Annotated in this window: 7 protein-coding genes; 4 read left to right on the plus strand and 3 right to left on the minus strand. The window is 65.1% G+C overall.

Translation table 11 applies throughout. The features are described from left to right. Positions 1-9 precede the first annotated feature (9 nt). The 4 genes from IPL79_06935 to IPL79_06950 all read left to right on the plus strand — a co-directional run bounded on the left by IPL79_06935 (position 10) and on the right by IPL79_06950 (position 6,874). On the plus strand, positions 10-1,593 hold the full coding sequence (locus tag IPL79_06935) for an AMP-binding protein (GenBank protein ID MBK9070721.1): 1,584 nt from the start codon (positions 10-12) through the stop codon (positions 1,591-1,593). Positions 1,594-1,624: 31 nt separating this feature from the next. After that, complete coding sequence (locus tag IPL79_06940; GenBank protein MBK9070722.1) at positions 1,625-2,380, plus strand: hypothetical protein; 756 nt, start codon at positions 1,625-1,627, stop codon at positions 2,378-2,380. A gap of 122 nt (positions 2,381-2,502) precedes the next feature. Then, positions 2,503-3,912 (plus strand): FliI/YscN family ATPase, encoded by a 1,410-nt coding sequence (locus IPL79_06945; protein ID MBK9070723.1) that lies wholly within the window; start codon positions 2,503-2,505, stop codon positions 3,910-3,912. Beyond that, a complete protein-coding gene (locus IPL79_06950) occupies positions 3,890-6,874 on the plus strand; it encodes a winged helix-turn-helix domain-containing protein (protein MBK9070724.1) in 2,985 nt (994 codons plus the stop codon). The genes IPL79_06945 and IPL79_06950 overlap by 23 nt, the downstream gene beginning before the upstream one ends. A gap of 5 nt (positions 6,875-6,879) precedes the next feature. Here IPL79_06950 and IPL79_06955 read toward each other — a convergent pair whose 3' ends face one another. The 3 genes from IPL79_06955 to IPL79_06965 form a co-directional block, all read right to left on the minus strand. Further along, on the minus strand, positions 6,880-9,156 hold the full coding sequence (locus tag IPL79_06955) for a UvrD-helicase domain-containing protein (GenBank protein MBK9070725.1): 2,277 nt from the start codon (positions 9,154-9,156) through the stop codon (positions 6,880-6,882). Positions 9,157-9,295: 139 nt separating this feature from the next. Further along, positions 9,296-12,670 carry a TonB-dependent receptor gene (locus IPL79_06960; protein ID MBK9070726.1) on the minus strand — a complete coding sequence of 1,125 codons (3,375 nt, stop codon included), beginning with the start codon at positions 12,668-12,670 and terminating at the stop codon, positions 9,296-9,298. A gap of 12 nt (positions 12,671-12,682) precedes the next feature. Further along, positions 12,683-13,927: an Ig-like domain-containing protein gene (locus tag IPL79_06965; protein ID MBK9070727.1), complete on the minus strand. Its 1,245-nt coding sequence runs from the start codon at positions 13,925-13,927 to the stop codon at positions 12,683-12,685. Positions 13,928-13,959 lie beyond the last annotated feature (32 nt).

A 13,959-nucleotide genomic window follows, 5' to 3' on the forward strand; every position in this document is an offset into this window, starting at 1 on the left:
ATGTCGGAGATGTCGACACGCCCCATGAACGTCGCTGGCTGGCTCTTGGCCCACCTGCAGGCCAAGCCACTTCCCGGCGATGCCCGGCCCGCCATCACCGACGATGTCTCGAGCATCAGCCGCGAGGGGTTGGTCGACCAGGTGCAACGCACCTCGGCGGTGCTCGCCTCGTTGGGGGTCGTGCCCGGCGATCGCGTCGGCCTGATGATGCGCGACACCCATGCGACGGTCGCGACGCTGCTTGGCATTTGGCACGCGGGCGCGGTGGCTGTCCCCATCTCCGAGCTCGCGCGTGCGCACGACGCGACGGCTGATTTGCAAAACGCCGGCGCGGTGGCGATCTTCGTCGACGTCGCGACCGAACAAACGATCGAACAAATTCGCGCCCAGCTGCCCAAGCTGCGGCACGTGCTTAGCCTCGGCCGCACCGGCGTTGACGATGAGCAGCTCACGGCCTTGCTCGCCGGCGCCACCCCACGGCTGCACGCGCATGAAAGCAGCCCCGATGCGCTGTGCCTGCTTATCTACGGCCGTCACGACGATCCGGACCAACGCGCGGTGGCTCACAGCCATCAATCCATCATTTCCGGCTGTGAGCTCGCGCGGCGCGGCCCGTTGGCCCCGCTCGCAAGCGATACGTTGCTGTCGACATTTCGGCTTTGCACCGCCGTCGGTCAATGGGCGGGCATGCTCGTGCCGTTGTCGGTCGGCGCGCACCTGCGTCTCATCACGGAGCAAGCCAAGAGCGATACGATTCGTCTGCTGGTGCAGCGCGATGCGCCCACCGTGATCTGGTCGACGCCATCCCTGTTTAGCCAGCTGGTGCGCGATGCCATTGCCAATGGGTGGGAGGCCTTTCTCAGCGGCGTACGGCTCGCGGTCGCCACGGGCGAGGCCATGCCCGATCGGCTTGCGTCGGCGGTGAGGGCGCAGCTCGGCACGCCGTTGCTGGTTAGCTTTAGCATCAGCGAGATGTTTCACCCCTTGCTCATCGCGGACGCGTCGTGCGATCGCGATCAGGCTGGCGTCAGCGGCAAACCCGCCGAAGGCGTCCAAACGCAAATCGTCAACGAACTCGATCGCCCGGTCGGCACCAACGAGATCGGCACGCTCGAGGTGCAAAGCATGTCGATGGCGCCGGGCTACTGGCGTCAGCACAAGCTCCACGCGGTAAGCGGCAATGAATGGCTGACCACCACCGACCGTTGCTTTCGCGACGACCTCGGCAACTACCACTACTGTGGTCGCGTCGACGATTGGTTCAAGGTCGGCGGCAAGTGGGTCGCCCCGTTTGAGATCGAGCGGGTGCTGGGCGCTCACGACGCGGTGTGGGAATGTGCCGTCATCGGCTCCACCGGCGACGACGGCCTGCTCAAGCCGCTCGCCTTCGTCGTGCTTAACGTCGGGTTTGCGGCCTCGGACGATTTATCCGAGCAGCTGCGCCAGCACGTCAAGCATCATCTCGCGCCTTACAAATACCCGCGGTGGATCGAATACGTCGACGCCTTGCCGCGTGGTGCCACCGGAAAATTGCTGCGTTACAAACTGAAATCGACCAAACGCCGGCGCGTCGAGACGCTGACGCCATTGTGAGGTCGCGACCACGCAACCGTGACGTGATGCTATGAACGCGACGCCCGGCGCGCCAGGACTGTGGTGGGCGCTAGCCCAAATGACGGGGCAGGCGCCGCCGGTCGCCCTCGCGGCACCGTATCGCGCGGCCATCGCGGCTTTTGCGGGGGCGGTGCCGGCCGGCAAACCAGCGCGCGCCCAATTGCTTGCGCGCCTGCTCGCCGACATTGCCGCCCCGCCGATCGCGCGGTATGTGGCGCAGCTCGATCCGTCGTGGCGCGAGCATCTGGGCGAACTCATCGAGCCGCGCGTGCTGGCGCTCGCGTTGGGCCACGAGCAGGCCACCACCCCGCCTGAGCCGTTGCGGGCGTGGGCCATTCGCGCCGCGGCAGTGGCCTTTGCGCCTGGCGCGATCCTTGACGAGACAGCGGGCTGGCTGGCTCGTTACACGGACGGCCCGTGGCACGAGGTTCAAGACGCGCTCGCCCGAGATGCCGCACGGCACCTCGCCGATGCGGCGGCGGCACACCCGGGTTTACTGCCCGCCATGGCCGACGTAATGGCAGAAGCGCGCGACCACCAAACCCTGCACCATGCCGGGCACCGGCTCGGCCGCGGCGAGCCAGCTGCGGCGCTACCTTGGCCAACCACTCGGCGGGGCGCGCTGCGCGCCTTTCATGCCTGCGCGTCGCCCAAGCGGCTGCTCGAGGTGGCGGTACGCATGCTGGCGCCCTTGCCGATGTTACGGGCACAACGCGCGCGACTCGCCCATCGCTTGCCGCGGTCCATGATACCGTTGCTACCGTGACGCAGGGTCGGGTGGTTGAGGAGCAAGTTTGGACCGCCGAACGCCAGGCCGCCGAAATCGTGCGGCAGGCAAGTCTCACCGCCACCGAGATCATAGATGCCGCTCGCCGTCAGGCCGAGGAGCTGCGCGCCGCCGCTGAACACGAGGCTGCCACGCATGCGTCAGCCTCCAGCCGAAGCGATGCCGCGCGAGCCGCAACCGCGCCTACGCCGCATGGGTCCGTGTCGGAGGCCGTTGGCCTGGTCCTTCGCGCCGAGCTCGCTGATGCCGCCCTTGGCGAGATCGTCAAGATCGCGCGACTAGGTGGTCCCCCGATGCTCGCCGAGGTGGTCGGCTTTCGCGACGGCGCAGCGATCTTGATGCCCCTGGGCGATGCGTTGCATTTGGCACCTAGAGCGGCCGTGTGGCGAACCGGTGCGCCAATGCAATTTCCTTGTGGCCCCTCGCTGCTCGGTCGCGTGATCAACGGCCTTGGCGACGCCATCGACGGCGGCCCCCCTATTGACGAACCCTTGTGGGCGGTGAGTCGAGCCGCGCCGCCGGCGCTCGCGCGCGCGCCCATCACACAGCGCCTGGCCACCGGCATCCGCGCCATCGATAGCTGCGTCGCGCTGGGCGAAGGGCAACGCATCGGGCTGTTCGCCGGCGCGGGGCACGGCAAGTCGACGCTCTTAGCGCAACTGGCGAGCACCGGCGATGAGCAAGAGCTCGGCGCCGACGTCGTCGTGCTGTGCCTGGTCGGCGAACGCGGACGCGAGGTGCGCGAGTTTACCGACCGCGTCCTCGCCCACGCGCGCCACCGCACCATCGTCGTCTGCGCCACCAGCGACGCCCCGAGCTTGGTGCGCGTGCGCGCTGCCGAGGTCGCAACCGCGACCGCCGAATGGTTTCGAGACCGCGGTAAGCGCGTGCTGCTGCTGGTCGATTCGATCACGCGCGTCGCGCGGGCGCAGCGCGAAGTAGGCCTTGCGGCCGGCGAGCCCCCGACTCGACACGGCTATCCGCCGAGCGTCTTTTCCGTGCTGCCTCGCCTCATCGAACGCGCGGGGCCCGCCGCGGTCGGCTCGATCACCGCCATCTATACGGTCTTGGTCGCGGGGGGCGACTTCGATGAGCCTATCGCCGATGAGGTGCGTTCGCTCCTAGATGGCCACATCGTGCTCGATCCACGGCTCTTCACGCGTGGGCATTTCCCCGCCATTTCGCTCATTCAAAGCGTTTCGCGCGTGATGGCCAGCGTCGTCACCCCCGAGCACGCGGCCGCCGCGGCCAGCCTGCGCCAATTGCTCGCCATCTATGAGGAGCATCGCGACCTCATCGCCATGGGGGCCATTGTGCCGGGGCAAAACCCAACGCTCGACCGGGCGCTCGCCCGCATGCCGCAGATCGACGCGTTTCTGCAACAGCCACTCGCCGGGTCGACCCCGCCGCCACCCTCAAATTTGCCGCATCTTTTGGCAGCGCTAAAATCGTTGGTCGGCCCGCCAGGTCTTCATGATATGACTACGCGTGGCATCCCCCCAGTCGGCTAGCCTGCTGCTCCCCACACCATTTGTGGGTCGACAAAAAGAGCTGCTTGCGTTGCGAGACTGCATCGCCGCCAGCCCCTTGACGCTGTTACATGGCGCCAGCGGCATCGGCAAATCGAGCTTGCTCGCGGCGATGCTGCGGGCCTCGCCAATCGCGCATGTGGTGTGTGCCGTCGCGCCGGGACAGTCCGCCGACGCCGTACTATCTCGCGTGTGTCGCCACATCGGCACCGGACGTTATGGCCTCTCGGCCAAGATGCAGAGCGAGGAGCTGCTCATCGTCATCGAGGCGGCGCATCGCTTGCCGGCGGGTGCGCTCGAGGCGATCATTGAGCAGCTGGCGCCAGATCCAACCTGGATGGGTCGCGTCGTCATCGCCGCGCGCGACGCGTCGCCGCGCGCCGACATGCCGCGCTACGTCGCCTCGATGCAGCTCGGCGCGATGCCCCGCGAGGAGGCGCAGGCCGCGTGGCAGGCGTGGCTCGAGCGCCACAAGACTGCCGCGGCCCCGACCATCCGCGAGGCGTTCGCCACCGCGTACGCCGCCGCGCTCGGCATGCCCGAGCGCCTACGGCTCGCCCTGGGCGAGCTGCTGTGCGACAAGCCTCGCCACCAGCTGCATGCGCTGACCGGGCCCGAGCGCACCGTGCTCGCCGCGTTGGCTACATGGCGCGAGCCCATGACGATGGCAACCTTGGGCGCGCTCGTCGCCCCGCTGGGCGCCTTCGATGTCTTGTGCGCGCTCGATCGCTATCAGTGGATCGACATCGACGAACGCGGCAGCGTGGCAATCCCTGATCGCTTTGGCGAAATGCTGCTCGCCGACCTACCAGCCGATCTTCTCGATGCCACCAGCGCGCGCGTGGTTGCGCAGCTCGCCGCCGAAGATACCGCCGACATGTGCGCCCCGTTTGATGCCGTGGAGCGGCTGCGCGAACGCACCGTGCTACGCCTGCGCCAAGGCGAGATCGATCAGGCCATTGCGGACGTGACGCACCATGCGGGCGCCATCTTGACGCTGGGTGCCTCGGTTGAACTCGATGAAATTATCTCGGCGATCGGCCAGGCCACGGCGCCCGTGCTCCGCGCGACCAAGCTCGACATCGCGGTGCGCGAGGGCCGCATCGGAGAGGCCGGCGCAATGCTCGAGCTCCTCGGCGACGCCTCGCAAATTTCGCTGCCACTGCGCGCCTCGGTCGAGATCGCGCGCGGCAACCTCGCCGCCGCCTATGCCCTCATCGCGGCGGCTTGGCACGATGAGAGCTGGCGCAATTCACCGCAAGGCGCCCGTAGCTGGCGCCTGCTGCGGCGCCTAAGCCGACTTGGCAGTCCGGTCGCCCTGCCCGCCCCAACGTCGCAAGCCCCCCTGGTCGCGGCCTTGCTTGAGACAACCAACGCCGAGGACGCCATGGCCCTTGGTGACTTCTCTGCGGCGCGCCACCACGTCACTCGCGCGCGGGGCGCGCTCGCGATCATGCAAGGGCCTGGGGAGGACGGCGGCGCGCTCGGCTTTGAGCTCGATTGTCTGTATGCGCGCTGCCTGCTCGGCGAAGGCCTCTTGCTCGAGGCCGCGGAAGAGACCGCGCGCATCGATGGCGACCAGCGCCTGCTCCACTATGCCGATGCCCGCCTGACCGTGCTCACGTTGCGCGCGGTCTTGGCGCGCGGCCGCGGCGATACCGATGCCGCGGTGGGCCTATTGCGTGAGGTCAGCCGTGCACGTCGGCGCCACGGCGACGAGCTCGGCGCGATGTTGTCTGACGGCGAACTTGCCGATACCTACCTGCTGCGCGGCGAGTTAACCCAAGCCGTCGAGCTCGGCCGCAGCCTTGGCATGCGCCAACTGGGCGATCTGGGCCAGGTTTGCCAAACCATGGCGCACGCGATCATCGGGCGCGTGTTGCGCCTGGAGTGGCGCCTCGCCGAAGCGCAGATTCGGCTGCAGGCCGCCGTCGCGACGCGGCTCTTGCCTTTTGGCATGCGGCGGCGCGCCGAACGCTGGCTAGCCGATACCAATGCGAGGCTGGCGGGCACGCCAACCTCAGCCTCGCCTGCCGATGACATTTCTGATTGGATCGCACGCGCCGACCACCTCATGACGCTGGGCAACAACACCGAAGCGTTCGCGCTGGCGACGCGCGCCGCCACCGAGTCCGAGCGCCGCGGCGCCAAGGCGCTTTGCGCCAAGTCCTTCGCGGTCCTCGCGCGCATCTTGTTTCTACGCGCCGACACGGTGCAGGCCGAGGCCGCGGCAAGCCGCGCCGTGCGCGATGCCGCCGCCACCGGTGTGGTGCAGGCGCGATGTCATGGCCTCTTTGTCCTTGCCTCGACGCGGCGCGATGCCGGCGACACCAAGACCGCCATGACCTATGCGCGCGACGCCTTCGAGCTCGCAGGCAGCGTTGGCCTCGTCGTCGAACGCTTGGTCGGCCACGCCGCCTACGAATCGCTCGCGGGCAGCCCGATCGCGCTTAGCCCCGAAACCACGTTTGCGATCACCATGTCGACCGAGGCCCTGTCGGCGGCGCGCTCCTTTGCGGCCCAGCTCGGCCTTGGGCGGCAAAACGCCGTCGAAGTGATCAATGCCCGCGGCGAGCGCACGCATCTCGCGGCCGCCGGTCCCGACATGTTGCGCTATCGCGAGCGCGCGTTGGTCGTCGACGGCACGCGTGACGAGGTGTGGATCGGTGGCGAACTCATCGCCGATTTGCGTCGGCGCAGCCTGCTGAAAAAGCTGCTCTTCCTCTTTTGTGACCGGCCCGGCACGCCAATCTCAAAAGAAGAGATCGTCCGCTTCGTGTGGGAGGTCGACTATCACCCGCTGCGCCACGACGCCGCCATCTTCACCAACATCATGCGGCTGCGCAAGCTGCTCGGCGAGACGGGCCCCAAATGGCTGCGCGGCGACGAAACCGGCTACACCTTCACGCCGCCCGACGACTACCTCTTCGTCTCTCGGGGCTGATCCGCCTATTTGCTGGCCTGCAAAAACCGCGACAGCACGTGCTTGGTGCCAATGCGCGCGAACTGCACCAAGATCTTTTGCTTGTCGCCTTTGCCTTCCACCGACAGCACGCGCCCCTGGCCAAACATCTGGTGCTCGACCAGCCCGCCCACCACAAAGGCCCCGCCCTCGCCCTGCCCGCCGGGTCGCGACGTCCCGCCGGCCGCGTTAAACACCGGCTCTTCGAAGACGTCGCGTTGATCGTATTCGTCGTAGGTGCGCGTGCGCGCCGCGCCGCCACCCTGGCGCGGCATGCCGAGGCCACGCGCCATCACCGGCGCGAGCCGCTGACCACCGTCGATCATCGTGCCCTTGCGCGCGCGCCTGCCGCCCTCGCCAAAGCACGCGTCGGGAATGTCGTCGATAAAGCGCGAGCGCTCTTGAAACATGATGCTGCCCCACACCCGCCGCGTCCGCGCATGCGTCATCACCAAGCGCTCCTTGGCGCGCGTGATCGCGACATACGCCAGCCGTCGCTCCTCTTCGAGTTCCAGCACGTCCGAGACACCCTCACGCCCGCGCAGGCTTGGAAACAGCCCATCCTCCATGCCCGACATAAACACCACCGCAAACTCGAGGCCCTTGGCGGCGTGGATGGTCATCAACGTAACCGCGTCTTCGTCCTCGGCGCCCTCCTTGTCGGCCGGCGCATAGAGCGAACAGCGCTCGTCAAACTCCGAAAGCGTGCCTTCACCGCCGGTGTCTTCATCAAAATCCGACGCCATGGTCACCAGTTCGGCGAGGTTGCGCACGCGATCGATGCCCTCCTCGCCCGTGGCCTCTAGCGCCGCGCGCAGCCCCGAGCGCTCGATCACCTGAATCATCACCTCGGCCACCGACGCACCTGGCTGCGCCGCCGCCGCCAGCTCGTCGATGGTCGCGACAAAGGCCGCCACCTTGCGCCGCGTCGCCGGCGTTAGTCCTGCGCCGAGCCCCTGCGCAATCCGCCGCGCCGCCTCAAGCAGGCTCGTGCCTTCCGCGCGCGCAAACGCCCGCACCCGCTCGATGGTGGTGTCGCCAATGCCGCGCGCCGGCACATTAATGATGCGCTCGCAGCACAGGTCGGTGCTCGGATTGGTCAGCATGCGCACATAGGCCATCGCGTCCTTGACCTCCTTGCGCTCAAAAAAAGACATGCCACCGACCACCACCGCCGCAATCCGACGCTCACGCAGCTGCTCCTCGAGCACGCGCGACTGCGCATTGGTGCGATATAAGATCGCGATATCCGCCAGCGATCGGCCAGCCTGCACAATGCGCGCGATCTCCGTCGCGATCAGCCGGGCCTCGGTGCGCTCATCGCCGGCCTCGACCACCTCGAGCGGCTCGCCGCCCTCATGCGCCGTCCACAGCCGCTTGCCGTGGCGATCAACATTCTTTTCGATCACCGCGTTGGCCGCCTGCAGCACCACGCTGGTCGAGCGATAGTTTTGTTCGAGGCGAATCACCGTCGCGCCGTGGTATGCGCGATCAAAGTCCAAAATATTGCGTGGGTCTGCGCCGCGCCACGCATAAATCGACTGGTCGTCGTCACCCACCACCATCAAATTTCGCGTCGCGGCCGCAAAGCCGGCGACGAGCCCAAACTGCACCCGATTGGTGTCCTGGAACTCGTCGACCAAGACGTAGCGAAACCGCGTCCGCAAGGATTCCCCAGCGGGGGAGTCTAGCAGCCGCAGCACGTGCGCCAAGAGGCCATGAAAATCCGTCGCGTTCTCCCGCAACAGGGCGGCCTGATACGCCGGACAGGCAAGATGCAGCGCCTCATCCATGGGCTCGCCGGTGACCAACGTCGCTGGGTCACCGCCCGTGCTCTGGATGCGATCCATCGCCCATAGCACGCTCTTGGTGGTGTGGGTCTCGGCGAGGCCGAGCTCCTTGAGCAAGCGCCCGAGCAGCTTGGTCTGGTCATCGACATCAAAAATGGTGAACGTCTGAGTGAGCCCCACCAGCGGCGCCAGCTCGCGCAACAGCCGCGCGCAAATGGCGTGAAACGTTCCAATCCAAATCCGCCCCGCGCGCGCGCCCAGCTGCCGCGACAGGCGCTCCTTCATCTCGCGCGCTGCCTTGTTGGTAAACGTCACCGCCAAGATTTCCGAGGGTGGCACCCCCGTATCGACCAAGTGTGCCACGCGCGACACCAGCACCCGCGTCTTGCCGGTACCAGCGCCCGCGAGCACGAGCAGCGGACCGTCGACATGATGGACCGCCGCGTCTTGCTCAGGGTTTAAACAGGAACGCATTGGCTGGGCATCTTTCGGTGTACGGCTTCGCTTGGTCGGTTACATACCAAAGCGTATGCGCCCTCCCTCGCTGCAGGCGTGCACCGAAATCTACTCCAGCCAAGTGCGTTCTGTGTAGGCTAAAGTAGCGTTCGGTATACTAAAAGGAAAGGCGGACGCCAAACCGCACCGACAACGGCGCGCCGCGGCTGGTAGTGCGACCGAAGTTCTTGTTGCGAATTACCGGCACTGGACTGCCAGGCTCCTTGCCGTTGTCGTCGAGCGCCTTGAGCCAGATCAAATCTTCATAGCTGCCGCCGATGATCGGATTGGCAAAGTTGTTGCGCTCCGACCCGTCCGTATAGATCTCGTCAACCGAACCCTGCTCTTGGCGATTGTAGACGTTGAACACGTCGCCAAACACCTCGAGCTTCATGCCGCGCGACAGGCTGCGCCCATAGGCAAGCTTGAGATCGACGCCGTGAACAAACGACGTTCGCCCCATGGCGCCCCGCGGGAGCAAGAACGATTCGGCCGGGCCATAAAGGTGGTGACCACCAATCGCCTCGACCGGCACGCCCGAAAGCGCGCGCGCCCGCACGCCAAAGGTTAGTTCGCCGGCTTTCTTCATGTCGTGGGTGTAGTAGCCGTCGATCTTGATGTAGTGCGGCCGATCGAGCGGCAAGGCGCCAACGCGGTTGCCGAGCAGCTCAATGAGATCGTACTGCGACGAGATGTTGGGGTCGACCTGGCCGTTGTCGTAGGAGATGAGGCCAGGGAAGTTGCCGCGGTGCTGCGCGTACGTGTAGCTGCCCTGCATGTAGAACGCCTTGGAAAAGCGACGCGTCACGGTAAATTGCAGCGCGTTGTAGTCGCGGGTCGGCTTATCGAACAGGCGGATGCCGCGATAGAGGGCAAGCTCCTTCTCGAGGCGCTCGACTTCTTCGGGCGTGCCGGCGGCCGCGAGCTGCGCGAGGACCTTATCTTCCTCGGCCTGGCTCCACTCGCCCGGGTTGGCGATGATGTACGTATCCGCGCCGTCCGTCGAGACGTCTTCGATGACGCGACCGAGGCGGCGATTTTGCAGCGTCACGCCGACCTTGAGGTCGTCGACGAGTTCGTATTCAACGCCCAAGACGAGTTCGTCGAGGTACTGCGGCTTGATGCCAGGTGCCACATAGACGCCGGCGGCGCCAATGAGCTGTGCCTGATCCGCCGTGGCATTTTCATCCACTAAGCAGCCCGTGCCGTTGGGGCCACCAATTAGTGGGTCGGTCGCGCCGCACGAATTGCCGCCGCCGGTCACCCCAAAGATTTGCCGATACGAAGACTCACCGCCGAACGAGCGGAAGTTGATACGCAGCGGAATCGCCTCGTAAAAACGGCCCCAGTTGGCAAACAGCTTGGACTTGCCTTCCTTGGTCCAGTCCCAGATGAGGCCAACGCGTGGCGCCCACAGGTTGTTGAGCTCCATGGCGTTCTTGCCGAGCTGACGCTTGGTAAACGCGTCAATAGTGCCTTGCAATTCATCCGCGTAGCGCAGCGCCTGCGACTCATAGCGCATGCCGACGTTGAGCGTGAGGTTTGGCTTGATTTGCCACGAGTCACGCAGATAGCCCGAGTAGTTGACCGTGCGGCTCTCGACCGTGGTGCCCTTCGAGCCCGCAACGCCGCTGAGGAAGTCGCACTCAAACGAGACCGGGTTGCCAAAGATGTCGACGCGGCCGGAATCAACGCAAGTATTATCAAAGCGCGTGTCGGTTGAGTTTTCCGGCTTGAGCTGCACCCAACGATTGACGATGACGTAACTGCCCACGACGTTTTCCAAGTACGCGCCGCCCGAGAACAGGCGCAGGCTGGTCAGCGTATTGTCTTCGTAGTCGCCGCCGAGCTTGATTTCATGGTTGCCCTTGAAATTGAGCCGGTGCGTGACGTCGCCCTTGATGGCTAGGCGCGACTCGGACTCGGTGCCGTAGGTGCCTGGGCCACCAAAGGCATAAAACGCCCGCTCGGTAACCGGGCAGTTGGCGATAAGTTCGTATGGGTCATCGGCGGTGCCATCTTCACAGCCAGCCTTGACCAAACCTGATTCGTTGCCCAGCTCGATCCAGTTGCCGAGGGTACCTTCGCGGAGAATCTGCTGGGGCTGCAAATTGAGCGTCTTATCGCGCGCCGAGACGTTGGTCGACGCAAAGTGATACCCCGCGCCAACTTGGACCTCGGTCTTGTCATTGTTGAACTTGGACGTCCACTTGCCGCCGATATCCATGGTCAGCTGCTTGATGTCGACGGTCATGTCTTCGACCTTGCCAAGCACGGTGCCGCCCTCGGCCTTGCCTGGCAGCGCGATGACCGAGATCTGGCCCTGGTGCTCTGGCTTGGGCGCAAAGTTCACCTTGCCGAGCAGGTTAAACGACAGCGAGTCGCGCTGCACGACCTTCTCTTCAACGACCTCGGTCAAGAAGAAGCCGGTGTCCGGATCGCGGTCGAACGCGCCGTCTTGGTTGAGCGCCTTGCCCGTGGTCTGGTCGAATTCGCAAGCGGACAGGGTGCCGTCGTCGTTGGTCGCGCGGCAGTCGGTACGGCGATAGACCGCGCGATTGACGTCGACGAGCGAGTAGCTCGGCACGACGCCGACGTAGAACCATGCTTTGTCCTTGATGATGGGGCCGCCCACTTCAAAGCCGAAATCACCTTGAAAGTTTAGGTCGGTGCGCGGCTGAATGGAGTTGACCTGGCTCGGCACGCGCTCGGCGTCGGCGACGAGAAAGCCAGGCGAGATGTAACCAAACACCGAGCCCGCGAACTCGTTGGTGCCGGTCTTGGTGACGACGTTGACGACGCCGCCCGTGGCGCGGCCATACTCGGCGTTATAGCCACCTGTGATCACTTCGATTTCTTCGATGAATTCGTTGATGACGGGGCTGCCAACCGTGCCAAATTGCAGGCCGGTCGTGTTGACGCCGTCGACGACGTATTGGTTTTCGAGCGAGGACGAACCCGAGAATGAGACGCCCACGCCGTCGCCCTGCGAGCCAGCGGCGGCCCCAAGCGTCGACTCAAAGTCGCGACCAGGCACCGGAATCTTAGTGTAGTAGTTCTTGTCGATGGTGATGCCTTGGTTGGTCGACGTGACGTCAACCAGTTGCCCCGACGACTGCACCACGATGACTTCGCTCGCCTTGGTGTTGATGGTGCGATAGAGCGGCGTGGTCTTATTGACGCCAATCTTAACGTCGCGCACTTCCACGGCGGATTCGCCGAAGTACAAGGTGACCAGGTAGGTGCCAGGCACGAGGCCGGTCAGGCGGAAGGAACCGCCGTTCTCGGTGATCGCGGTCTCCGTGATGTTGCTGCCCGAAACCGCCGTCACCGTGACGCCGTCAAGCGGCGCGCCGGTTTCGTCTTTGATGACGCCCATGAGGCCACCGGTCGTGCTGCTTTGCGCGTACGCGGCATGCGGCGTGACGGCGGACGCGAGCGCCAGGGTGGCCGCGCCGAGCGAGATAGCAGATAAGATATTTCTAAATGTCATGGTCTGCTCCTGTTAGTTGGCCGTGGTGAAGGTGAGGCTGAACGGGCCAACGAACGACTGGCCAAAAATGTTTTTAAGATCGGAGTCGAACACGAGTTCGTATTCTTCGGTCGCGTCGAGCGTGGCGTTTGGATCGACCAAGAACGTGCGCGGCTCGGTGGCGTTGGGGGTGATCGTCACCGCGACATCGGCGCCGCCGACCTCGCGCAACGTCACGCCCGCGGCGAGCGTGTCGGGATCTGGAGCGATGGTGAGCGTGAGCGAAATCGTGATGTTGCGCGCCACACCGGTCGCGTTGTTGAGCACCGACTGGTTGCTCACGCGCCAAACGTCGGTGCTAAACGAGATTTCGCCGAGGTTATCTGGGCTTGAACACGAAAAGTCTTGCTCTAGCCATTCATTGGTGTTCGGCGCCGCGCCGGCGTCGACGAGGAATTCATCATAGGTTTCAAACACGTCGGCCGCGCATGGCAGCTCGCCCTGCTTATCCGTGACGGTTTCGTCGAAGGCAAAGGTGCAGGTTGCATCCGTCGGCAAGCCGAGCGAGGGGCGCAGCACGAGCGCAGGGCCCATCGAGAGAATGCTCGACGTAATGTCCGCCCCGAACGAGGGTGGCTGCTGGTTGCCGGACGGATAGTAATAGCTGCCGATGCTGTCGAGCGGGACCTCGATGCCATCGCACGTGATCGTGACGGCGCTCGTAATGAACTGACGCGTATCTGCGGCAAAATCGTCGTTGTCGTCGAGGATGCCGACGGGATTGGCGGGGTCTGAGCCGACGCATACCGCGTATTCGCCTTGGCACGTGGCCTTGATCTCGTCGGGCTTGCCGGCGCAGCGGGCGATGTCGTCCGGGGTGGCGCCGAGCGGCACGCTGTCGTAGTTGTCTTCGTCGACGATGCCAGCGCACGCGATTTCTTCGAGCGCGTTGCCGATAAGCAGCTCATCGAACACGACGCGAATGGCCTGCGAGGCATCGGCCGTGGCGTTCTCGCCGGTGCGGTTGTCGCATTCGATCGCGTCCTCGTCGGAGTCGCAGCCAATCTTTAGAAAGTGGTCGCCAAACGCGAGCTGCGCGCGACGGTTCACGAAGGCATTGCCCACGGGCACGGCCTCGGTGATGTAGACTTGGCGAATCATCGGCGGACCTTCCGGCCGCAATTCGGTTGGGCTCGACAGGTCAGAGCAGCTCGCTGCGCCGCACGCCATGGCAAGTGCAACACTCGCCACCGTAAGATTTGGCATTCGTTGATTCATTGGTTCCTCTTGCGCTCCGTGTAAACCCTGGG

It is taken from the genome of Myxococcales bacterium, from assembly GCA_016716835.1.
In the GTDB taxonomy this organism is placed as follows: Bacteria; Myxococcota_A; Polyangia; order Haliangiales; family Haliangiaceae; genus JADJUW01.

Coding starts and splice junctions, on each gene's coding strand:
- IPL79_06935 (MBK9070721.1), top strand. CDS start 10: ATGTCGACACGCCCCATGAACGTCGCTGGCTGGCTCTTGGCCCACCTG.
- IPL79_06940 (MBK9070722.1), top strand. CDS start 1,625: ATGAACGCGACGCCCGGCGCGCCAGGACTGTGGTGGGCGCTAGCCCAA.
- IPL79_06955 (MBK9070725.1), bottom strand. CDS start 9,156: ATGCGTTCCTGTTTAAACCCTGAGCAAGACGCGGCGGTCCATCATGTC.
- IPL79_06960 (MBK9070726.1), bottom strand. CDS start 12,670: ATGACATTTAGAAATATCTTATCTGCTATCTCGCTCGGCGCGGCCACC.
- IPL79_06965 (MBK9070727.1), bottom strand. CDS start 13,927: ATGAATCAACGAATGCCAAATCTTACGGTGGCGAGTGTTGCACTTGCC.